Source organism: Hamadaea sp., from assembly GCF_013362815.1.
GTDB lineage: Bacteria > Actinomycetota > Actinomycetes > Mycobacteriales > Micromonosporaceae > Hamadaea.
Genome location: NZ_JABFVK010000051.1, coordinates 45,885 through 67,187 on the forward strand (window position 1 = coordinate 45,885; position 21,303 = coordinate 67,187).

Annotated in this window: 26 protein-coding genes and 1 tRNA gene; 6 read left to right on the forward strand and 21 right to left on the reverse strand. The window is 68.9% G+C overall.

Features of this window, described 5'->3' with window-relative positions; all coding sequences use genetic code 11:
* Nucleotide 1: 1 nt before the first annotated feature.
* From HOV77_RS23265 to HOV77_RS23315, 11 genes are all read right to left on the reverse strand, one after another.
* Entirely contained in the window at nucleotides 2–406 is a 405-nt protein-coding gene (locus HOV77_RS23265; RefSeq protein WP_290865008.1) for a hypothetical protein, read from the reverse strand.
* Nucleotides 407–417: 11 nt separating this feature from the next.
* Nucleotides 418–819, reverse strand: coding sequence for a TadE/TadG family type IV pilus assembly protein (locus tag HOV77_RS23270; protein ID WP_290865171.1), 402 nt, complete (start codon nucleotides 817–819; stop codon nucleotides 418–420).
* A gap of 170 nt (nucleotides 820–989) precedes the next feature.
* The gene (locus tag HOV77_RS23275; RefSeq protein WP_290865010.1) at nucleotides 990–1,328 is read right to left on the reverse strand and encodes a TadE family protein; all 339 of its coding nucleotides are present in this window, start codon (nucleotides 1,326–1,328) and stop codon (nucleotides 990–992) included.
* A 38-nt stretch (nucleotides 1,329–1,366) separates the two neighbouring features.
* The gene (locus tag HOV77_RS23280) at nucleotides 1,367–1,549 is read right to left on the reverse strand and encodes a hypothetical protein (RefSeq protein WP_290865012.1); all 183 of its coding nucleotides are present in this window, start codon (nucleotides 1,547–1,549) and stop codon (nucleotides 1,367–1,369) included.
* Nucleotides 1,550–1,565: 16 nt separating this feature from the next.
* Nucleotides 1,566–2,450, reverse strand: coding sequence for a type II secretion system F family protein (locus HOV77_RS23285; protein WP_290865013.1), 885 nt, complete (start codon nucleotides 2,448–2,450; stop codon nucleotides 1,566–1,568).
* Complete coding sequence (locus HOV77_RS23290) at nucleotides 2,447–3,346, reverse strand: type II secretion system F family protein (RefSeq protein WP_290865015.1); 900 nt, start codon at nucleotides 3,344–3,346, stop codon at nucleotides 2,447–2,449. Before HOV77_RS23290 ends, HOV77_RS23285 begins: the two co-directional genes overlap by 4 nt.
* Complete coding sequence (locus tag HOV77_RS23295) at nucleotides 3,343–4,800, reverse strand: ATPase, T2SS/T4P/T4SS family (protein ID WP_290865017.1); 1,458 nt, start codon at nucleotides 4,798–4,800, stop codon at nucleotides 3,343–3,345. The genes HOV77_RS23290 and HOV77_RS23295 overlap by 4 nt, the downstream gene beginning before the upstream one ends.
* A gap of 70 nt (nucleotides 4,801–4,870) precedes the next feature.
* Nucleotides 4,871–5,674: a ParA family protein gene (locus tag HOV77_RS23300; protein ID WP_290865019.1), complete on the reverse strand. Its 804-nt coding sequence runs from the start codon at nucleotides 5,672–5,674 to the stop codon at nucleotides 4,871–4,873.
* 187 nt (nucleotides 5,675–5,861) lie between these two features.
* Nucleotides 5,862–6,521, reverse strand: a complete 660-nt coding sequence (locus HOV77_RS23305; RefSeq protein ID WP_290865021.1) for an SAF domain-containing protein — start codon at nucleotides 6,519–6,521, stop codon at nucleotides 5,862–5,864.
* On the reverse strand, nucleotides 6,518–7,396 hold the full coding sequence (locus HOV77_RS23310; RefSeq protein WP_290865023.1) for a hypothetical protein: 879 nt from the start codon (nucleotides 7,394–7,396) through the stop codon (nucleotides 6,518–6,520). The genes HOV77_RS23305 and HOV77_RS23310 overlap by 4 nt, the downstream gene beginning before the upstream one ends.
* 98 nt (nucleotides 7,397–7,494) lie before the next feature.
* The gene (locus HOV77_RS23315; RefSeq protein WP_290865025.1) at nucleotides 7,495–8,073 is read right to left on the reverse strand and encodes a hypothetical protein; all 579 of its coding nucleotides are present in this window, start codon (nucleotides 8,071–8,073) and stop codon (nucleotides 7,495–7,497) included.
* A 105-nt stretch (nucleotides 8,074–8,178) separates the two neighbouring features.
* Between HOV77_RS23315 and HOV77_RS23320 the strand changes: the two genes are divergently transcribed.
* Nucleotides 8,179–8,658, forward strand: coding sequence for a prepilin peptidase (locus HOV77_RS23320; protein ID WP_290865027.1), 480 nt, complete (start codon nucleotides 8,179–8,181; stop codon nucleotides 8,656–8,658).
* Between the two features lie 100 nt (nucleotides 8,659–8,758).
* On the opposite strand, the gene HOV77_RS23325 is transcribed toward HOV77_RS23320, so the two are convergent.
* A complete protein-coding gene (locus tag HOV77_RS23325; protein WP_290865029.1) occupies nucleotides 8,759–9,130 on the reverse strand; it encodes a hypothetical protein in 372 nt (123 codons plus the stop codon).
* 37 nt (nucleotides 9,131–9,167) lie between these two features.
* Between HOV77_RS23325 and HOV77_RS23330 the strand changes: the two genes are divergently transcribed.
* Complete coding sequence (locus HOV77_RS23330; RefSeq protein ID WP_290865031.1) at nucleotides 9,168–9,818, forward strand: DUF998 domain-containing protein; 651 nt, start codon at nucleotides 9,168–9,170, stop codon at nucleotides 9,816–9,818.
* On the opposite strand, the gene HOV77_RS23335 is transcribed toward HOV77_RS23330, so the two are convergent.
* The 5 genes from HOV77_RS23335 to HOV77_RS23355 all read right to left on the reverse strand — a co-directional run bounded on the left by HOV77_RS23335 (nucleotide 9,734) and on the right by HOV77_RS23355 (nucleotide 14,888).
* Nucleotides 9,734–10,321: a hypothetical protein gene (locus HOV77_RS23335; protein WP_290865033.1), complete on the reverse strand. Its 588-nt coding sequence runs from the start codon at nucleotides 10,319–10,321 to the stop codon at nucleotides 9,734–9,736. The genes HOV77_RS23330 and HOV77_RS23335 overlap by 85 nt on opposite strands.
* Before the next feature lie 179 nt (nucleotides 10,322–10,500).
* The gene (locus HOV77_RS23340) at nucleotides 10,501–10,743 is read right to left on the reverse strand and encodes a hypothetical protein (RefSeq protein WP_290865035.1); all 243 of its coding nucleotides are present in this window, start codon (nucleotides 10,741–10,743) and stop codon (nucleotides 10,501–10,503) included.
* Between the two features lie 88 nt (nucleotides 10,744–10,831).
* Nucleotides 10,832–10,905 (reverse strand) — tRNA-Met (locus HOV77_RS23345).
* Between the two features lie 59 nt (nucleotides 10,906–10,964).
* Nucleotides 10,965–13,832, reverse strand: a complete 2,868-nt coding sequence (locus tag HOV77_RS23350; RefSeq protein ID WP_290865037.1) for a UPF0182 family protein — start codon at nucleotides 13,830–13,832, stop codon at nucleotides 10,965–10,967.
* A gap of 39 nt (nucleotides 13,833–13,871) precedes the next feature.
* On the reverse strand, nucleotides 13,872–14,888 hold the full coding sequence (locus HOV77_RS23355) for a PDZ domain-containing protein (protein ID WP_290865039.1): 1,017 nt from the start codon (nucleotides 14,886–14,888) through the stop codon (nucleotides 13,872–13,874).
* Between the two features lie 160 nt (nucleotides 14,889–15,048).
* Here HOV77_RS23355 and HOV77_RS23360 point away from each other — a divergent pair, with 160 nt between their 5' ends.
* Complete coding sequence (locus tag HOV77_RS23360; protein ID WP_290865041.1) at nucleotides 15,049–16,464, forward strand: zinc-dependent metalloprotease; 1,416 nt, start codon at nucleotides 15,049–15,051, stop codon at nucleotides 16,462–16,464.
* Between the two features lie 157 nt (nucleotides 16,465–16,621).
* On the opposite strand, the gene HOV77_RS23365 is transcribed toward HOV77_RS23360, so the two are convergent.
* Nucleotides 16,622–17,155 (reverse strand): M48 family metallopeptidase, encoded by a 534-nt coding sequence (locus tag HOV77_RS23365; protein ID WP_290865043.1) that lies wholly within the window; start codon nucleotides 17,153–17,155, stop codon nucleotides 16,622–16,624.
* Nucleotides 17,156–17,419: 264 nt separating this feature from the next.
* Between HOV77_RS23365 and HOV77_RS23370 the strand changes: the two genes are divergently transcribed.
* From HOV77_RS23370 to HOV77_RS23380, 3 genes are all read left to right on the forward strand, one after another.
* The gene (locus HOV77_RS23370; RefSeq protein WP_290865045.1) at nucleotides 17,420–17,575 is read left to right on the forward strand and encodes a DUF5679 domain-containing protein; all 156 of its coding nucleotides are present in this window, start codon (nucleotides 17,420–17,422) and stop codon (nucleotides 17,573–17,575) included.
* A 159-nt stretch (nucleotides 17,576–17,734) separates the two neighbouring features.
* Nucleotides 17,735–18,670 carry a hypothetical protein gene (locus HOV77_RS23375; RefSeq protein WP_290865047.1) on the forward strand — a complete coding sequence of 312 codons (936 nt, stop codon included), beginning with the start codon at nucleotides 17,735–17,737 and terminating at the stop codon, nucleotides 18,668–18,670.
* Nucleotides 18,671–18,716: 46 nt separating this feature from the next.
* A complete protein-coding gene (locus HOV77_RS23380) occupies nucleotides 18,717–20,054 on the forward strand; it encodes an AarF/ABC1/UbiB kinase family protein (RefSeq protein ID WP_290865049.1) in 1,338 nt (445 codons plus the stop codon).
* Nucleotides 20,055–20,124: 70 nt separating this feature from the next.
* Here the strand turns inward: HOV77_RS23380 and HOV77_RS23385 are convergent, their stop codons facing one another.
* From HOV77_RS23385 to HOV77_RS23395, 3 genes are all read right to left on the reverse strand, one after another.
* Nucleotides 20,125–20,280, reverse strand: coding sequence for a hypothetical protein (locus HOV77_RS23385; RefSeq protein ID WP_290865051.1), 156 nt, complete (start codon nucleotides 20,278–20,280; stop codon nucleotides 20,125–20,127).
* Between the two features lie 85 nt (nucleotides 20,281–20,365).
* The gene (locus HOV77_RS23390; RefSeq protein WP_253763687.1) at nucleotides 20,366–20,725 is read right to left on the reverse strand and encodes a WhiB family transcriptional regulator; all 360 of its coding nucleotides are present in this window, start codon (nucleotides 20,723–20,725) and stop codon (nucleotides 20,366–20,368) included.
* Nucleotides 20,726–20,854: 129 nt separating this feature from the next.
* Nucleotides 20,855–21,193: a hypothetical protein gene (locus HOV77_RS23395; protein ID WP_290865053.1), complete on the reverse strand. Its 339-nt coding sequence runs from the start codon at nucleotides 21,191–21,193 to the stop codon at nucleotides 20,855–20,857.
* Nucleotides 21,194–21,303: the final 110 nt, after the last annotated feature.

A 21,303-nucleotide genomic window follows, 5' to 3' on the forward strand; every position in this document is an offset into this window, starting at 1 on the left:
TTCAACCGACTAGCAGGACGGCCGTCGCCGCCCCCGTGGCGTACCAGAACTTGCCTCCGAGAAACGGGAAACCGGAGGGGTTTTCATAGGCCACCGTCGCGGTGACCCGGACGCTCTGGCCGTCCTCGGCGACGGTCACGTCCCCGGTCGCACCGGCGTCCCGCAGGTACGCCAATGCCACCAGCCGCGCGCGTACGGGGTCGATGCGCTTCTCGTCGCCTGCCACTGCTGCGGGCAGTTCGATGGCCTGCCCTGCGACCCGGGCGGCCTCGGCGGCGATGTTGTCCGCCCGTTGGTACGCCCGCACCCGCCCGCCGCCCGCGATGATCAGGACCAGAATGGTGACCCAGCCCAGCGCCATGATCGAGAAGAACACGGAGACGCTTCCGCTCCCTCTGCTTCTCATGAGCGCTTCCTTCATGAGCGAGTCCGGTAGGTGTCCAGCGGGCTCACGAAGCTGGAGCTGAGCCGCATCGTGCCGGGCATGCCGGGCAGCGCGACGTCACCGAGGTCGGCGTCGCAGGTGACGGTCACCCGGACCGACGCCGGTTGGCCTACCGGCACGGCGAAGCCGCTCACGTCGATGTCGACCCGGACCGGCCGGCGGCAGGTGATGCCCTGGGCGTCGAACGAATTCGTGGCCGCCGTCAACGCCCGGTCGAAGGCGTCGTCGGCGTTCCGGGCGAGGCTGGCCGTCCGGGCCGCGTCGAACGCGGCCGCGTCCGCGGCCTGCTTCGCGATCGCGTACCGGCCGGCGATGATCGCCGTGGCGAAGAAGGCCAGCACCGCCGGGGTGAGGATGGCGAGCTCGACCGAGATGGTCCCGCGCTCCCTCCACCCCCGTCGCTTTTGGTTCTGGCGCTGGCTTTGGCGCTGGCTTTGGCGCTGGCTTTCGCGCTGGCTTTGGCGCTGGATCAGGGTTCTGGGTCGAATCTTGGTCCATGATTCGGCCCAGAACCCTGATCCAGCGCCCGACGCGCGACACTTGATCATGGGATCCACCGCTCGACCGGGCCGGACGCCGTCTGGCGTACGCGGAACGTCAGCCACGGCAGCACGGACTGAGCTCGCCCGGTCACCACGACTTCGACCCGGTTGCCGGCGATCCGAGTCGTCACGTTCACGTCGGTCAACGCCGGGCCGATCTGGTCGAGGAACCGGTTCGCCTCGGCGTTGCCGACCGCCGGGGACGAGCCGTAGAGCCGGGCGGAGTTCGCCCCCTGCGTCGCCGCCCCGAGCGCGACCGAGTGGGCGTACCACACGAGGGACGCCTGCACGATCATGAAGGTGAGCACGAGGATGGGACCGGTGAGGATGGCGAACTCCACCGGTCCTTCCCCTCGAGCCGACCTCCGGCGCAACCGCGTCATTTATTCGTCGGAATCTTGCCGACCCATTGCCCGACGACGCCGTCGAGCGCCCAGTAGAGAGTGACTGCCAGCGCGCCGATCAACGCCACCAGGATGATGTAGGGCACCGGTCCCTCGCCCCGTTCCCGCTCGGCCGGATGCATCAATTCGCCGAGACGGGCGTACAGCTTGTACCGCATCACGAAATCCTTTCCCTCAGGTTTGGGCGAACAGGTTCGCCATGATCGGGAAGATGGCCAACGCCAGCAGCACCATGACGAGCATGGTCGCCGGGATGTCCAATTTGGAGGATCGCTTCTTCGCGTCCTCCAAGGCGCGTACGCGAGCCTGGTCGCGCAGCGATTCCGCCTGCGCCCGCAGCGTCCGATAGACCTGTGCGCCGTCCGATCCGGCGCTGCGCATGATGTCGGCGTACGCCGAGAGCTCGTCCACGCCGACGGCGAGCGCGAGGGCCCGCAGTTCGTCCCAGGGCGGGGTCATCTGCAGTTGCGCGGTCAGCAGCGCCGACCGGAGCCGGACGTAGGGCCAGCCCTGGCAGATCCTGGCGGCCCGCTCCATCGCCTCGACCGCGCCGTGACCGGCCCGGACCTGATGCGCCGCCAGGGTCACATAGGTGCACAGCGCCCGGACGAACTCCGAGCGCGCCGCCCGCGCCGCCGTACGCATGGAACGGTGCGTCAAGTAGCCGCCCAGTGCCGCCAGCCCGAACGAGATGACCAGCGGAACCGCGGGTGAGAACGGCGCGCGTACGATCACCGCGCCGACCGCGACGAGGCCCGGCAGCAGCATGGCGGCGAACCCCACCGAGACGACCGTCGTGGCATGCGCTTGCGGTGTCCGGTTGAGAATCTCCAGATCCTGCTTCGGCAGGTCGATCCAGCCCCACCAGGGTTTGTCGGCCGCGCTGTGCGACGGTGTGGCCAGGCCCGGCACTCCCGGCGTGGCGGGCGAATGCAGTCGCCGCAGCGCCGGGCCGAGCGCTGGTTCCGGCGTACGCCAAGCGGTGAGCGCCAGGTAGACGCCGAACCCGAACACCGCACCGGCAAATCCGGCGGCCACCACCCAGAAGTCGATGATCACGGCGTGCCTCCCCCGGCCGGTACGCCACCGAGCAGCCGCGGACGCCGCTCGGGCAACGACAGCGACCGAATCCAGAGCATGAGCGCGATGTACACGGCGGCCAGCACGGCGAGCAGGATCTGCCCGAAGGCCGTCCCGTACACCTTCGCCGCTCCGGCGTTGAACGCGCCGAACAAGGCGACGACTCCGGTCGCGACGGTGAGGAACTTGACGGTGAACCGGGCCCGCGCCCGTTCACTGTCGACAGTGGAGCGCGTCGTGATCTCTTCCTGAATGGCGTGCGCGATGTCCACCAGCGCGTTGTGCAGACCGTCCCCGGCGTCGGCGAGCTGCAGAATCAGCGGGGCCACCACTTCGTCGCAGCTGTAGTCGTCGAGTTCGTCGGCGAACGCCCGCAACGCCGCCGCCGGATCGACCCCGGCCTGCAGGCGTACGGCGAGGTTGCGTACCTCGGAGCCGATCAGCGGAACGGTGGTGGTGCGGGCGGACGCAACGATCGCGGCCTGCAAGCCGAGTCCGTTGTGGACGTAGTCGCCGATTCGGCGGGTCCACGCCTCCAGCGCGCCCAGTTTGGCGATCGCCCGCTTCTCCGCGCCGGACGCCGAGAGCAGCCACGGCAGGCCGGGCACCGCGATGAAGGCGATCGCCGCACCGACCGGCCAGCCCGTGAGGAACCAGATCGCTGCGGCTGCGAACACCCCGCCGAGCACGAGGGCGGCCCGGAGCCGGACGTGTCCCGGATCGTCGATCCGATCGCCGGTGGCCATCCGGCGCAGCCACAGCATGGTCGGCGACGGCGGGCCGGCCGGTTTCCGCGTCCCCACGCCGAAGGTCACGGCCAGCACCATGCCGCCGCCGAGCATCAGGAGGGCGAAGATCGCGAGCAGCTGGATCATCGGCGTACCCGACGGGTGTGCAGCTCGTGCGACCACGCGCCCCGGTTGTGCGCGCCGGCCTCGATGTACGCCGTCAGCTCCCGCAGGTCGTAGCCGACGTCGAGCAGGTCGTCCCGGATGCGTTCGGGCAGATGCCGGGGCACCGCCCGGCCGTCCGGACCCGGGCCGAAGACGGTGGTGGTGACCACCTGCCCGTCGCGCATACCGCCGACTTCGACGACGTGGGAGACGTAGCGATGCTCGGCTCCGCCGATGGCCCGCTCGTCCACGACGGCGGTGTAGACGATCAGGTCGATGCCCTGAGCCGCCATCCGCAACGCCTGCTCGGCCCCGATGTCGGTGCCGTAGGAGCAGGCGAGCTGGACGATCGAGTCCATCACCTCGCGAGCCTGCCGGGCGTGGATGGTGCACATCGCGCCCCGGCTGACCGTCATCGCCCGCAGCATCGGCACGATCTCCCGGCCCCGGGTCTCGCCGACGATCACCCGCCGGACCCCGAGCCGCTGCGTGATCGGCATCATGTCGTGCAGGTTCTTCTCGCCGCGACGGCGACCGCCGGTGTCGTACTCCCCGTGGCCCTGCAACGCCTCCAGGCTGATCACCCAGTTGGACCCGGCCGGCTCGTGCAAGCCCAGCTCGCGCGACTCCTCCAGGGTGATGTAGGGCTCGCCGACCGGAATCGTCCGCGCCAGTGCCCGCAGCAGCGTCGTCTTCCCCGACCCGGCCAGCCCGGCGATCATGATGTTCGCCCCGGACTCCAGTGACTTGGTCAGGAACCGGTAGAGCAGCAGGTCGATCATGCCCCAGCGATCCCGCAACTCCTCAAGCGAGGCCTCGAACAGGCTGTGCTTGCGGATGTAGACGATCGGCCGCGGGGAGACCTTGTAGAGCACCGTCATCCGGGAGCCGTCCGGCAGCTGCATGTCCAGCTCCGGGTTCGACTCCGAGAGCTGCCGTTCGGTCGCGGCGACTCGCATCGCGAGCACCTGCAACATGCTGATCAGCTCGTCATCGGTGTCGGCGACCGGCTCACCACGGCTGCGCGTACCGTCCGCGTGGTGCAGCAGGATCTGGTCGCAGCCGATGATGTGGACGTTGGTGATGTTCGGGTCGTCGAGGAGCCGCTGCAGCCGCCCGGCTCCGAACATCCCGGCCACCAGCGCGTCCAGCAGCGCCCGTTCCTCCTGCGGGCTCACCGGACGACCTGCGTGCGCCATCCCGGCCGCGTAGTCCCGGATCACCTCCCGGCCCAGCCGCTCGGCCGTCTCCCGCCGGTATCCCGCGGTCACGTTGGCCGAATCGGCCAGCAGCTGACTCAATTTGTCGGTGACCCGGGTATGCAGTTGGCGTACCACCGCGTAGTCGAGCTCGATCGGCTTCGCCGTCATCGGCGCGGCCGAGACCGGGACCATCGCCGAGGTCGCGTGCCCGTTCAACCGAGCGGGCCCGGTCATGCGATCACCGTCCTGCGGCCGGCGCTCGCATGAGCGAAACGGTGCTGGCTGATGACCAGCCTGCGGCCGGTCATGCGATCACCCCGCCGGGAAGCGCGGGGAGCTGGAGCCGCGCGGCACGGTCGGAGAGGATCAGCGCTTGCGTCGCCTGCACCGCACGAGCCGCCGTACGCATCAGCGCGCCCCGGCGGCGACCGCGTCCCTTGCCGCCGAGAACGGTGGCGGTGCTGGTGTCCCAGGCGATCTCGGCCGCGACCGGGGCCATGAGATGCCGGCTGAGTTCCCGGGGCGAGGTGCCGCCACCGATCGCGAGCAACGCCAGCGTTCCGTCCGTCGCCGGCAGCTCGCGCCGCAACTGGGCGAGCGCCGGAACCGCCGGGGAGATCGTCGCGAGCGACGCCGGGCGTACGCCCACGAGCACGGCGTCGGCCTGGCGCAGCAACGGCCACGGCGGGAAGCCGCTGGCCAACCGGCCGCAGTCGGCGATGACGGTCCACCCCGCCCGGCTCAGCCCGGCGAAGAACTCGCCGACGGCCGACCAGGCCGGGGCGAGGGACGCGCCCTGAGCCGGATCGGTCAGGCCCGGTAGCGCGAAGCGTTCAGCTCTATGGTTGTCGAGATCGATGAGCAGCCCGGACAGTTCCTGGAGAGCCGACCCGCGCAGGGCCGCCCCCGCGAGCGGCAGTATGCCGCGGTCGGTGGGCAGGTCGTAACGGCTGAGATAGCCCGCGAGCAACGAACCACCGGCCGGGTCGCATTCCGCGAGCAGGATCGGGCCGGGCCTACGCGCGTTGTCCGGGCTGACGCGCGCGTTATCGGGGAACTGGCGCGCGCTGTCGAGATACTGGCGTGCATTGTCGGGGAACTGGCGCACGTTATCCGGGATAACGTCGCTTCCCGCCGCGGGAAGGCCGCGATATCCCGGATCCCGCGCCAAAGCACCCCCGTGATCCCGCGCCAAAGCCCCAGCCGAGAGGGGGGCGGAAAGCGTGGCGGCCAGCGCGAAGGTGGAAACCCCCGGGGATCCCTTGGCGGAGACGATCGCGAGGAAGGTCATGGCGTTACGCCCCGACCAGGGCGAGCGCGATCCGGCTGTCGGCGGCCATCGCGGCGACCGTGGGCGCGTCCGCCGTCGCGACTTCGACGCTGACCAGCGTCTCCCCTTCGCTGTGCCCGGGCCGGACGTCGGTCACCCGGGCGGCGATCGTCCGCGGTGGCACCAGTTCCGGCGTGTTCTGCGTCGCCGACGACTTCTCGGGGATCACGACGAGGACGGCTTCCGCCCCGACGCGTACGCGGCTGGCCGGCAACTGCTCCTCCTTGAGGCGCAGACCCACCAACTGCTTGCCCGGCCCGGGGATCGCGTCGTCGGTGAGCTGCTCCATCGTGAGCAGAGTGCCGGGGACGAGCGCCATGACGGCGTGTTTGCCGACGACCTCGCGCGCCTGGGCAGCTGGGATCGGGCGCAGCCCCAACGCCGAGTTGACCCGGACGATGACCAGGTCGGCGGCGGCGATCTCGGCCCCAGCCCCCACCGGACGGGCCACCGCGAGGTAGTCGTGGGTGGCGCCGATGCGCTGCACGACATACCCGGCGGTCAGCGCGCCCGCGATGATCAGGAGCAAGGCGAGCGCGCCCTGCAGGAAAGATCTGCGGCGGGGTGCCAGCCGGGGCACAGCCAGCGGCGGCGCGGGCGGTTTGCCGGTCGCAACGGTACTCATCGGGTGACCACCTGCATTTCGTCGATCCGGATGTACGTCGTAGAGGATCGGGTCACGTCCAGCTCGCCGGTCTCCCCCGTGGTGGCGGTCCATTCGACATGCCACGTCGTCGTGCCGACCACTCGGTACCGGCCCAGGTGTCCGGGAATCCGCTGGTCGCGAGACGGTTCGGTGTACTGGTAGCCGCAGGTGCGCGACGCGCTTCCGCCGGCCGCCGGCGTATAGGGCGTTCCGGGGTTGCCACAGACCTTTGTGGACCCGTCGCCCATCTCCCAGCTGATCCGCACCGAAGTCGCCCGCGCGGTGACCGAGAGCCCCGGCACCGAGGCGGTCGCGGACTGCGTACCCCAGGTCTCCGGCCGCTGCTCGGTCCACATCCACACCGGCAGGCCGACCAGGCCGCTTCCGCCCGGACGTGGTGCCAGTCCGATGTCCGGCCCCGCGATCGGCAGCGCGTTGATCGCGCGCAGCGCTATCTCAAGTACCGACGGCAGTCCGCCATAGCCTGGCGGTGGGCTGGTCAGGTACACGATTCCGGAGTTCACATACCCCGCGGCGCCGCCGTCATAGCACCACTTCTGGTAGAGCGAGCCCTTATTCGGATCGTGCCCGCCCCACGCGGGGTCGCCCGGCGGCAACGTCAGCCGGTCGTAGTAGCAGCCTTCCGCCTGGTTGTACCAGCCCATGCTGTCGCGGTAGCACGGAATCTCGCCGGTCTCGTCGCGGCACTTGGCGGTGCCGTCACCCCCACCGCCTCCGCCGCCGCCACTCCCACCGCTGCCACCTCCGGTGACGACGATGTAGCAAGGCCCGTTGTCCGGCGGGCAATAGATGTAATCAGCCTGCGCGGGGCTCGCTCCGGCCACGACGGTCACGGCCGCGATCATGACTACGACCAGGGGGTACGCCCACCTGGCTGCACTCCTGGCGGCTCGGCGCGAGCGCCTCCCCGGCGGCCGTCTGCTCGCGTACCTCAACATGACGCCGCCCGATCCGCCCGCGCCTCCACCCAACGCCATTTGGCGTCGGGGTAGAGCCCGGCCCGCAGCGTCACCGGGTATCGCTGGTTCTGCCCGGCCTTCACGACGGACTTGCCGGTCTTCCGGCTGACGGTGTCGGTTCCCGAGTCGTCCACGCAGACCTCCACGATGATCGAGGTGGGACTGACGCTGACCACCCGGCGCAGCGTCACCTGCGGCGAACCCTGGCGGACGAAGCCCTGCTCCCGCATGAGGTCCAGATCCCGTTCCAACGCCGACATGTAGGTGCCGGCGGCGTACGGGTAGAGCGGTCGCTTCGTCTTGTCCACGTTCCACGCGTAGACGCCCGTCTGCGCCGCTTTCACATAGATCGTGTTCAACTGCTGGTACGCCGTCCACGCCTGGTCGACGGCTAGCTGATCGGTCGGCGAGAGGCTCGGCTGGGTCGCCGCCTTGCTCGGCGGGCCGGCCGGTGGCACCTCCACCGCCCGGGGCGAACAGGCGGATGCCAACGGCAGCAACAGAATCAACACTGTTGCCGCCTTCTGTCCTTTGTAGAAGATGGATGGCATGCATCCCCCCTCGTCATCGGCCGGTCCCTACCCCCCGTCACCAACCGATTGCGCTCTCGCGGGCGATCGTACGATGATCGACGCCTATGTAACAAGGGGTGATCAATGTCCATACGTACAGTGCTGGCTGACAGATCTATCTATTCCCACGTCGCCGCCCTTCTGGCCGCGTTGTGGTGGGTCACCCATGCGGTGACTTTGTCGATCAACGACGTACGCACCCATCGCCTGCCGCTCCGAAATGTCGGCACGATGGCACTCGGCACCCTGGTCCTCCTGGCCGCCGCCGCTCCCGTACGCCTCATCCCCGCCGTACTGTGCGGACTTCTGCTGGCCGGAGTCCTTTTCCTCCTGGCGTTGCCCCGGCGCGGCATCGGACTCGGCGACGCCGCTCTCGCCTTTCCCATCGGCGTCGTCCTGGGCTGGGCCGGCTGGTCGACCGTGCCGGTCTGGGCGCTGGCCACCGGCCTGCTGATGTCACTGACCGCCGTCGTCCTGCTCCTGCTCCGCCGGATCGAGTGGCGGTCGACCCTCCCCCTGGGCCCCTTCCTCCTCGCCGCCGTCCTCCCCGCCCTCCTCCTCTGAGGTCCACCCCGCGTTGATCATGAACCTAGGGTTCCACTCCGGGTCTGAGTGGAACCCTAGGTTCATGATCAACGCGCCCGTCGCGGGCGGGAGGTCGGCGCTATGGGTAGGGCAGCGAGCGCGGGCCGACGACGGTCGCGCCGACGGCTTCCACTCGCTGGCGGAGCCCTCGGTCGGCGGTCACCACGACCACTCCGCCGTCCCGGTCACGTTCTTCTGCGGCGAGCGCCGCGATCGTGTCGTCACCTGATCCGGGCGACTGCTCTATGCGTACCCCTGGGATGGAAGAAATGCCCCGGGCCTTGCCTTCGACCACGAGCACGATGTCCAGCGGGCCTTCGTGGCCCGCGAAACCGGCGGTCGCCAGCGGCGCGAGCGCGTCACGGAGGCGGCGCGCCGCACCCGCGCGATCACGCCACCATCCGTCCGGAACCGACCCGACGACATTGGCCGCGTCGACGATCAACAACATGCGATGAGTTTCCCCCAGGGTCGCCGTCTAACTGGGCATGAACCCTCGGACACTTCTTACGCTCGGCGCGATCGCCGGCCCGCTGTATGTCGTCGCCGGCCTCGCGCAGGCCCTGACTCGCGACGGATTCGACCTGACCAAGCATGCCTGGAGTCTGCTCAGCAACGGCGACCTCGGCTGGATCCAGATCGCCAACTTCCTCGTCGCGGGCGTGCTGACCGTGCTCGGTGCGATCGGGCTGCGCAACGTCCTCATCGGAATCTACGGCGTGAGCCTGATCGGCGCTGGGATCTTCCGGGCCGACCCGGCGCAGGGATTCCCGGCCGGCACGACGACCGACACCATGAGCTGGCACGGAACGCTGCACTTCATGGTGGGCGGCATCGGTTTCCTCTGCCTGATCGCGGCCTGCGTCGTGCTCGGCCGCCGGTATCTCGCCGCCGGTCGCCGGGGCTGGGCGTGGTTCTCGTGGATCACGGGCTTCGTGTTCCTGGCCGGGTTCGCCGGCATCGCGAGCGGATCGCATGGCCCGACCACGATCGGATTCGTCGTCGCAGTCGTCCTCGCCTGGACCTGGGTGACCTCGGTGTTCTGGACCTCCCGCTACGAGCGCTTGGTCGCCCCCACCAAGCCCGTCACGCCCGTGACCGCCAACGAGACCAACGCCATCGGCACCGCCAAGAAGTAGACCCAGCGCCAGCTCACCGCAGTGGTCAGGAACCAGCCGAGCACCAGCCCGAACAGCAGTCCCACAAATGCGACGGCGGCTACCGCGATGAGCATCGCGGGCCGCCGTTCGCCGGTGTCACCGGCCAACGCGAGAGCGACGCCGGTGACCGCACCACTGCCGATGCCGAGGAACAGTGAGGCTGCCATCACGACGTACGCGGCCGGGGCCAGCGCCATGGCGAGAACTCCGATGAGGATCAGCGCTATCGCTGGGATCGCCACTGCGTTCGGCGTACGCCGCCCCAGCAGCCACCCGACTCCGATGCCCACGACGAGCGGGACGAGATGGATCAGCAGCACGACGAGGCTCACCGCCACGGACAAACCCATGGCGTGCTGGATGCCCTCGCGCAGCGGTCCGAACAGCGCTCCGAGCAGGTATCCCGCGAGCATCGTTCCCAGGGCGGGGCCGACGATCATCCACATCGGACGCCGTGCTTCGTGGCTCTGCTCGATCATCACCCGGCCATCCTAGGGCCCACGCTCACGCGCCGTCATTCCCCGCGTCTTTCGCGGCTTCATTCGCTGCGTCTTTGGCGGCGTCTTTGGCGGCGTCTTTGGCTGCAGATCACGGTTATGGGTGTGATCATGGACCAGTTTGGCGTGGATTTCCGTGATCTGGTCCGCACGAGCGGCAGCCGCTACTTCTGATCCAAGTCGGTGGTGCGGGCTCGGATGAGCCGCTCGGTGGTCGCCGCGTGCAGCAGGACCAATCCACAGAGGAACAGCGCGACCGAGACCGTGCCGAGGATCCAGCCGAACACTGCGGTGCCCTCGGCGGTCATCAGCAGCCCGCCGACGATGGTGAGCAGGACTCCCCCGAGGATCAGGGATCCGGCGTTCTCCCTCGTCTTGTCGAGAACCGTGCTGGGCTGCTTCGCCATCGATCCCTCCCCGGATGCATGGAAGGACAGAATACGAGAGCGACACACAAAGAAACGCCCGCTCTTTCGAGCGGGCGTTTCTGATTTGTAGCGGGGACAGGATTTGAACCTGCGACCTCTGGGTTATGAGCCCAGCGAGCTACCGAGCTGCTCCACCCCGCGTCGGCTTCTAAAGATTACCCCAGGGCGAACGGGCTGCCAAATCCATACTCGCCGACGTGTCAGCCGGAGGGCGGCGGAGCGGTCGCCGACGGCGACGGAGCGCCAGTCGGTGGGGAGACGACCGGCGGAGTGACGGACGAGGAGGTGGCGGCGGAGAACTCGCGGATGGCGGCTTCCAGGTCGGCCAGCGCCTGGCCCTGAGCGGCGAAGTCCCCCGTACGCTGGGCGGCCTTCCAATCTGCGAGCGCCTTCTGGATCTTGGCGACGGCCGCCTGGACGGACGACGGTGAGCCCGGTGGCGCTGCGGCTCCGGCCAGCTGGGCGAGCGCCCCTTCCAGCGTGTCGGCGTACCCGATCCTGGTCCCGTAAAGCGCCAGGATCTTGCGGAGCTGCGGGTACTTCGGATCAGTGGTGTTGTTCACATAGAGCGGCTGGATGTAGAGCATGCCGTCGGCGTACGGCAGGGACAGCAGGTTGCCGCGCTGGACGTTCTTGCCCCAGATGTTGATGTCCGTACGCACCGCCTCCTGCCCCTCCATGAGCTGGGCGGCCTGGTTCGGCCCGGCGGTCTGGGTGTCCTTGGGCAGTTCCCGCACCCGGAGCTGGGGTTTCCCGTTGACGTAGGTGCCCGAGACGAGCGCCGCCAGGTTGTGCCGGTTGCCGGCCGGAGTCAGCGCCGAGACCAGCTGAAACTGGGCGGGGTCGGCGGTGGACAGGTAGTACGGCGGCTGCTTGGCGGTCTTGTCGGGCTGCGCCGGGTCGCTCGGAACCTTCCACTGGTCGCTGGAGGCGGCGAAGCTGGTGGCATCGGCGACGTGATAGCGGGTGAGCAGATCCCGTTGGACCTTGAACATGTCCTGGGGATACCGGAAGTGGGCGGCCAGGGCGGTCGGGATGGACCGATTCGGCGTGATGATGCCGCCGAACGCCTTGTTCCAGGCCTTCAGGACGGGGTCGTCGGGGTCGAACTCGTAAAGGGTGACGGTCCCGTCGTAGGCGTCGACCGTCGCTTTGACGGAGTTGCGCAGGTAGGTGATCTCCTGCCCGGCCTGGGCCGTCGTCCCGGTGCCGGTCAGCGCGTCGTTGGTCGCGTCCCGCAGGTTGACGCGCTGGGCGTACGGGTAGTGCGCGGAAGTCGTGTAACCGTCGACGATCCACAGGATGCGCCCGTCCACCACAGCCGGATAAGGATCACCGTCCAGCGTCAGGAACGGTGCGACCTTCTGCACCCGGTCCCGGGGATCGCGTACGTAGAGGACTTTGGAGTCGTCGGTGACCTGGTCGTTCAGCAGGAACCGGGTCTCCATGTAGTCCAGCGAGTACAGCGCCTTCCGCCACGTGCTGTCGAGGCGTACGCCGCCCGACCCCGTATACGTGTAGTACGCCGCTTGGTCGGACGGGCGGTCGTACTCGACGGGCTGGTCCGAGCCGCCGACGACGGCGTACTCGTCGAACCCTTCGCCGTAGTAGATCCGGGGTTGTTCGATGTCGAGCTGGTCGACCGCGGCCGAGCAGTCCGATCCGGCGGTGGAGCTGCCGAGGAAACCCGAGACGAAGTACGGCCCGCCGCCGCAGCCCACCCGGTCCGCGGGCGCGGCGACCAGGCCATATCCGTGCGTGTAGACCATGTGCTTGTTCTGCCAGTTGGCCTGCGGCCCGGTGAGCTTCGAGTAGTCGATGCCCCGCAGGCCGATGACGTAGTCGCTGGTCCGGCCGTCGATCGTGTACCGGTCGACGTCCAGCTTGTCGCCGAAGTCGTACCAAGGCCGGACCTGCTGGAGCTGGGTGAAGGACTCGCTGACGATCGCCGGGTCGAGCAGCCGGACGTTGCGCAACAAAGTCTCGTCGGTGAGCAGGGAGACGGGCGCTTCGGTGTTGCTCGACTGATAGCGCTCCACCGTCATGTTCTGCATCCCGTACGCCGAAAGCGTCGCCTTCATCGCGTCCTGCACATAGGGCTGTTCCAGCGTCGGTGTCTGATCGACTTTGAAGGTCTGCACCCACCACGGCAGTACGCCGCCGATGGCGATCGCCGACAGAAGCAGCAGGCTGAGGGCGACGCCGGGCCAGACGAGGTTGCGCAGCACGGCGTTGGAGACCACCAGGATCGCGACCGCGACGACGATGGCGAGGTAAGACAGGATCTCCTTGGCCGAGACGACGGCGTGGACGTCGGTGTAGCCGGCGCCGTTGAAGTCGTAGGTCGAGTTGCGATCCAGCACCAAGGCGCTCTTGTCCAGCTCGTACGCGATCGCCTTCAACCCGACGTACGCCGCGATCAGCGCGGTCAGATGCGCACGGGCGCCCGGCGTGATGCGATCCCCCCGCCCCTGGAGGCGTACGCCGCCGTAGATGACGTGCATGCCGGTGGAACCCAGGAGAGCCAGGGTGATCAGGGTGAACCCGATGCCGACCAGGAACTGCCAGAACGGCAATTCGAAGACGTAGTACCCGATGTCGCGATGGAACAGCGGATCGGTCTGCCCGAACGGTTGCGAGTTGCGAAACAGCAGCCAGGTCTGCCACTGCCCCTGCGCTGCGAGGCCGAACATCAGTGCCACGACGGCGGCCGGCAGGACCAGCCAGCGCCCGAGCCGTCCGGTCAGGGCGAACCGCATCCGGTCGAGGGTCTCTTCGCCGGGCGTACCGCCCGCTCCCGGGGGCAGGAACGGCCGCAGTCGCACGGCCAACCCCAGATTGGCGACGAGGAACAGGCCGGCCGTGAGGGACATGACGATGAACAGGCCGACGCGCGTACCCAATTCCTTCGTGAACACCGCACGGAAGCCGACCTCGTCGAACCACAGCCAGTCGGTCCACAGGGCGACCACCCAGCCGAGGACGAGCAGGAAGGCGAGCGAGCCGGTGAGCACGATCAGCGCCGTGCGTCCGCGACGGCCCAGCGGGGGATGCTCAGCCAGAGTCACCCCGTCAGCTTAGGCATCCAGGCCGCGTACGCACGCCACTCAGCAGCTCGGCGTCGGATTCCCCGCCCGGATGTCGGACAGCGCCTGCAACGCACCGTCCAGCGTCTTCACCTTGACCAGCTTCAGCCCGTCGACCGCGTTCGCCTCAGCCTCGTCGCAGTTGCCGGCCGGAGTCAGGAAGAACGTCGCACCATCGTCCTTCGCTCCGACCAGCTTCTGCGCGATGCCGCCGATCACGCCCACGGTGCCCTCGTCGTCGATGGTCCCGGTGCCGGCGATGACCTTGCCGCCGGTCAGGTCCTCGGTGTTGAGGGTGTCGATGGTGCCCAGCGCGAACATCAGCCCGGCGCTCGGTCCGCCGACGTTCTCGAGGTGGTAGGTGATGTCGAACGGATGCGGCTGCTTGTTCTCGGCGGAGACGCCGATGCGCGGGGTGCCGTCCTCACCGGCCTTCGTCGTGATCTTCACCGTCTCGGTCGCGTCGCCGCGCTTGCGGACGACGGTCAGTTCGGTGCCGACCGGCTTCGCGCGTACCAGTTCTTGAAGCTTTTGAGTGGAGGTGACCTGCTGGCCGTCCACGGTCGTGATCACGTCACCCGCGGCCAGTTTGCCGGCCGACGCGCCGTCCGCGACGACCTCCTTGACCGTGACCTGGACCGGATAGCCGAGCTCGCGCAGTGCCGCGGTCTCCGCGCTGGACTGCGACTCCTGGAAGGCCTCCTTGTTCTCCTGCTCGACCTGCTCGTTGCTCTGGTCGGGCGGGTAGACCAGCTCGCGCGGGACGACCTTCTCCTGCGGGTCGAACCAGGCCTTGATCGCCGAAAGCAGGTCGATGTCGTCGGTGACGTTGACCGTCACCATCCGCAGCTGACCCTTGCTGGTGCTGGTCGACGTCCCGGTGACCTGAATCACCTGCTTCTTGTCGTAGCTGCCGAGCGTGTCGAAGGTCGGTCCCGGTCCGAGGATCACGTACTTGACCGGCGCCTGGCCGATCAGGAACACCAGCAGCGCGGCCAGCACGGCCCCCGCGACAACGGTCCACCCGCGACGTCTCATGGCGACAACACTAGATCAGCGTTTGTCGGGCGCGGTCCGCGTGCCCCATCAGTCCGCGCACGATCATCTTGTACGCCGTCAGCAGAACACAGGGAATGTACAGCCAGGATCGGGGGCCTCCCTGAGTCAGTACGACTCAACTTCGCGTACCGTGGAGTACGTGCCTGACACTCCTTTCGGCTTCAGCCTGCCGGGCGGGCAGCCCGACCCGAACGATCCGCAGCAGATGCAGCAGTTCCTCGCCGGATTGCAGCACATGCTCGCGCAGAGCGCCGCCACCGACGGCCCGGTCAACTGGGACCTGGCCCGGCAGGTGGCGACCAGCCAGCTCAATTCGGCGGGCGACCCCGGCGTCTCCCCGGCCGACCGCGCGGCGGTCACCGAGGCGTTGCGCCTGGCCGATCTGTGGCTGGAACCGCTGACGGCGTGGCCGACCGGCCTCACCAACACCGCTGCGTGGAACCGCAACGAATGGCTCTTCCACACCCTCGACGCCTGGCGCAAACTCTGCGACCCCGTCGCGTCCCGCATGGTCGGGGCGATGAGCGACCTCGTCCCGGAGGAAGCGCGGGCGCAGCTCGGCATGATGCAAGGAATGCTGACCGCCCTGGGCAGCGCCGTCTTCGGCGGCCAGCTCGGGCAGGCTCTGGCGTCGCTGGCCGCCGAGGTGCTCTCCGCGGGAGACATCGGCCTCCCGTTGGGACCGGCCGGGACCGGCGCGCTCGTTCCCGCCAACGTCCAGGCGTACGGGGAGGGGCTGGAGATCGACCCGTCCGAGGTACGCCTCTACGCCGCCCTGCGAGAGGCGGCTCACCAGCGCCTGTTCAGCCACGTCCCGTGGCTGCGCGGCCACGTCTTCGCCGCCGTCGAGGCGTACGCGGGCGGCATCCGCGTCGACCGGGACGCGATCGAGGAGGCGATGGGCCGCATCGACCCGAGCGACCCGAGCTCGATGCAGGAACTGCAGATGGCGGGCGTCTTCACGCCGGAGGACAGCCCGGCGCAGCAGGCGGCGCTACGGCGGCTCGAAACCGTCCTGGCGTTGATCGAGGGCTGGGTCAGTCACGTCGTGGACACCGCGGCCGAGGGCCGCCTGCCGAACGCGGCCAAGCTCGGTGAGGCGTTCCGTCGCCGCCGGGCGGCCGGCGGACCGGCGGAGCAGACCTTCGCCGCCCTGGTCGGGCTGGAGCTGCGGCCGCGACGGCTGCGGGAGGCCACCCGGCTCTGGGCCGCGCTGAACGAGCACCGTGGCATCGCCGGGCGCGACGCCCTCTGGGGTCACCCGGACCTGTTGCCCACCGACGACGACTTCGCCGACCCCGAGGGGTACGCCCAGGGCCAGCTCTCGCTGGCCGACCTCGGCGACTTCGAGGCCGACCTGCGCAAGCTCATGGACGGCGAGACCCCACCGGCCCCCTCGTCCCCCTCGTCCTCGTCCTCTGCCTCGTCCACGTCGCCGGACTCGGTGGACTCGGCGGGCTCGGCGGGCTCGGCGGGCTCGGCCACCGAGGATGAGCCGGACCGGAAGCCCGACGTGTCGGGCGAGCCGGACGAGAAGCCTGACGACGAGAAGTGACCACCCGGCCGCGCTGATCGTCGGCGGCCGACGATCAGCGCGGTGCGACGGCCATGATCGTCGGAAGCCGACGATCAACGCACTTAAACGCCCTTGAATGTCGGAAGCCGACGATCATGGGGCGGTGCGGCGCCGATGATCAATGGGGTGGGCGGCGTCAGTCTTCGATGTATGCGTTTCCGGCGACGGCGGCGACGCCCTCGAGGAAGCCCCGGGCTCGTTCCGTCTTCGGGTAACGGGCGACCAGCCGCCAGAACGCGGCGCTGTGGTTCGGCTCGATCAGGTGCGCCAGCTCATGGATGAGCACGTAGTCGCTGACCCAGATCGGCATGTCCCGGAGCCGGTCGGAGAGCCGGATCGTCCGGTCGTCGGGCGAGCAGGAGCCCCATCGGCCCCGCTGATTGGAGACCCACCGTACGCCGAGCGGCAAAGCAGCCGCGTCGTAGTCGGCGAAGTATCGGGCGACGAGCTGGTGCGCCCGGGCCATCAAGGCATCGTCGGACCGAGCGCCCTTTTTGTCCTTGGCTTCCAGCCTGGCCAGCATCTTGTCGACCCAGGCGGTCTCCTCGGCCCGGGAGAACTGGCTCGGGATGAGAACGACGACCGTCTCACCCTCGCGGTAGGCGGCAACCGTCCGGCGTCGGCGCTCACTGCGCCGCACCTCAACGACGGGCGTCCGCTGGTCCGCCATCGATGGCAGGTTCAGCTCACGCCGGCGGTGACGTTCAGCCGGTTCATGCGTTGGACGGTAGCGGGCGGAGTGCAGGGGTGCGCAAGACCTGTCCCACGCCTTTTTTCTTCGCAAAACTCGGGTAAAGGACAAAAGCGCCGAAGATCATCTCGGGCCCGCCCGGCGTGTCCCGGCGTACCTGACATATCCGAAGACGTGGGGAAGGCACACTTCCGGGCGAGCCTGTCGCATATGGGCGGGCGAAAGGGTCAACAGGAGGACATCGTGGCTGAAGAGATGTACAACGGGTACTGCGTGAAGTGCAAGGAGAAGCGCGACTTCAAGGGCACCGTTACTGTCTCGAAGACCGGAATGAGGATGGCGAAGGGCCCCTGCCCCGTCTGCGGGACCACGGTGAACCGCATTCTGGGCAAGGCCTGACAGCATCTGACTTTCCGGGCCTCGGCTGTCACTTCTTCGACAGCCGAGGCCCGAGCCCTGTGGATAACCCGCTGATTTCTGTGGATAACCCGACGTGGGTTGTGCATAACCTGTGGATCAGCGGGTGGCGGGGACGGCGTACGCGTCAGGATTCTCGGCGTGAGCCATCGCCGCCAGCCTCGGCCGCTCCTGATTCCGGGCGTACGCCCGCTGTGGCGGGACCGTCGCCGGGTGCAGCTCGGACTGGATGAACGCCGGGCGGTCGTCCTCGAATTGGCGCATCCGTCGGCCGGTCGGCTGCTCGACCTCCTCGACGGCTCGCGTACCGAGCGAATGCTGCTCGATCAGGCGGCCGTCTTCGGCATGGACGAGGACGCCACGCGTACCCTCCTGAACGATCTCATGGAGCGCGGCCTGGTGATCACCGCGGACGCCTTGCTCCCGGCTGGTCTGCCGAGTGCGGACCGGGAGCGGCTGAGCGCGGAGGCGGGCGCGCTGGCGTTGGAGCAGCCGGCGCGGACGCCGGCCGAGGTGCTCCGGCGACGGGCGAGATCCCGCGTCGTGATCGGCGGCGGCGGGCGGCTGGCCCAGACGGTGGCCGGCGGACTGCGCGAGGCGGGTGTGCGGCGAGTGGCTCAGGCGACCGAGCCGCAGTCGCTGCTTCCCGATCGCGCCGGTGGCCCCCGCGTACGCGTCGGCGGGGTGGCCCTGCGGGTGGAGATCTCCGGCGGGCGGCTGCCGGTGGCCCGTTCCCTACCGCTCCTCCTCGTGACGGTACGCGAGGCCGCAGTGACCGTCGGCCCGATGGTCGTCGCAGCTCACGGCCCCTGCCTGCGATGCCTGGGACTGCATCGGGTCGACCGCGACCCCCGCTGGCAGCAGGTCGAGTCACAGTTACCAACTTCGATCGATGTCGAGCCACCGTGCTCGGCCGTAACGGTGCTCGCCGCAGGCGCCCGCACGATCGCCGAGGCACTCACCATCCTCGACGGGGGGCCATCCGCGCTGATCGGGGCTAGTGTGGAGATCTCCGGCGCCGACGAGATCCGCCGACGGCGATGGGAGCGGCATCCCGCCTGTGCATGTCCGCCGTGAGGATGTCGAACCGATGACGAACGATCGGATAGGGGAGAATGGCCCGGTGACCGACATTCCACGCCGAGCCGTCGCCCGCACCGCCAAGCTCGCGTCCCTGCCTCTCGGCTTCGCGGGGCGTACCGTTCTCGGATTCGGCAAGCGGGTCACCGGGATGGCGGCCGACGTCGTGGCGGCCGGGATCCAGGAACGGACCGCCGAGCAGCTGTTCAGCGTACTGGGGCAGCTCAAGGGCGGTGCGATGAAGCTCGGGCAGGCGCTGAGCGTCTTCGAGGCCGCCCTGCCGGAGGAGTTGGCCGGCCCGTATCGGCAGGCCCTGACCAAGCTGCAGGAGGCGGCTCCGCCGCTGCCGGCCGCCAGTGTCCACAAAGTTCTCGCCGACCAGCTCGGCCCCGAATGGCGCGGGCTGTTCAAGGAGTTCGACGACCATCCGGCCGCCGCGGCGAGCATCGGCCAGGTCCACCGAGCCGAGTGGAAGGTGCCACGCAAGCGCACCGGGCTGCCGGTCGCGGTGAAGGTGCAGTACCCCGGCGCGGGCGACGCCCTGATCGCCGACCTCGCGCAGTTGGCCCGGTTCTCCGCCCTCTTCGGCGTGATCCAGCCCGGCCTCGACGTGAAGCCGCTGGTCACCGAGTTGAAGGCACGCGTAGTCGAGGAGCTCGATTACGACCTCGAAGCCGCCTCGCAGACCATCTTCGCCGAGGCGTACGCCGACGACGAGGAGTTCCACATCCCGCGAGTGCTGATGAGCGCACCCCGGGTGCTGGTCACCGAGTGGATCGAGGGCACTCCCCTGTCGGCGGTCATCAACTCCGGCACGGTGGGCGACCGGGACCGGGCAGGCGAACTTCTGGCGACCTTCGCCTTCTCCGCGCCGCAACGGGCGGGCATGCTGCACGCCGACCCGCACCCGGGCAACTTCCGGCTCATGCCGGACGGTCGGCTCGGCGTCATCGACTTCGGCGCGGTGGCCCGCCTCCCCGGTGGACTGCCCGAACCGATCGGGCGGCTCACCCGGCTCGCGCTCGACGGCGACGCCGACGGCGTACTGGCCGGGCTGCGTCAGGAGGGGTTCGTCAAGCCTGACGTCGACATCGACGCTCCGGCCATCCTCGAGTGGATCGAGCCGATGCTGGAACCCCTGCGGGCCGAGGAATTCCGGTTCACCCGGTCCTGGCTGCGGGGCGAGGCGGCCCGGATCGCCAGCCCGAAGAGCCCGGCGTACGCGATGGGTCGGCAACTCAACCTGCCCCCGGCGTACCTGATGATCCAGCGGGTGACCATGGGAACCATCGGCGTGCTCTGCCAGCTGGAGGCCAAGGCCTCGTATCGCGACGTGATCGCCGACTACCTACCCGGGTTCGCCGAGTCCGAACCCGTCTGAGTCACGACGAAGAAGGCGCCCGGCCCCTCGTGAGGGACCGGGCGCTGCCGTGTTGTCGTCTATCGACGGATCAGAAGGAGCCCGACTGGCGGGCCTGCTTACGCAGTGCCTTCATGGCGATGCGCTTCGCGGTGCGGGGTGCCTCGGCCTGAGGCCCGGGCATTCGCGCCCGCGTCAGCGCTTCATCCATTAGATACATCTCGACGATTCCGGTGTTCGGGTTCATTTCCTTCTCTTCTCTCTTACTTGTTTCTTCGGATGTAGCCGGTAAGACCCGGCTGGGTTGGTGCTTCGCTGCTCAGTACGCCGGTTCAGGCGGCCAGACGGACCGACTCGCGGCCGGTGACCGTCGCCACCCGGGCGACCGTCTCGGCCCGCAGGTCGGCGTCCCGGGCGAGGTCCTCCTTGCGCGGACGGCCACGAGGACGCTTGCGCGCCACGATCGCACCGCGGTCGAAGATCTCACCACCCCAGACACCCCAGGGCTCGGCCCGCTCCAGCGCGCCCGCCAGGCACTCGGCCCGCAGCGGGCAGTCGCCGCAGAGGGCTCGGGCCAGCTCCAGCTCGGCCGGAGCGTCGGCGAACCACAGGTCGGGGTCGAACTTCCGGCAAGGCAGCTCCGCACCCAGCTCGACGGGGACGTCGAGAGCTGGGGCCAACGCCAGACTCATAGTCCTACTCACCTCTTCTTCCTTCTCGGGGGGTTCTCCCCCTGGGGGTGGCCGTGATGGCAAATAAATAAGGCCGCGGATCCCGGTGTGCGGGTTCCGCGGCCTCAAGGTGAGCCGATGGTCTGTTTTTTAGACCGGCCTACCTCGAGGCGGAACACCGCGGAGTCCATCGACCTTGGTCGACTTGAACTCCGGCTTGCTCGCGTAGCCGCCGCGCGGGCCCTGCACCTGGATCTGCTCCGGGTTCAGGACGGTTTGCGGCTGCAGCGCTGCCATCGGAGACACTCCTCCGATGACGTGACCCGGCTTGCGGGTCATCAACAGATCGCCACCCAGGCTCGGCTGGGCGATGGTGGTCAGACTGATGCCACCGTTCGGCGCGCAGGCAGAAGCGAGCATCGGCAGCTGCTGCGGCGTCGTCATCCACGTCGTCAGAACCACCTGGCTCACCTCCTTACTGCTCTTCACGATCGGCTCTCGCCGACTCGCGCTCGGGTCTTACTCCAAGGGCAGGAATCGTCCCGCCGCTCGAACTGGTGTGACCGAAGGTTATTCCGCCTGCTAGAGCAGGCGCAAAT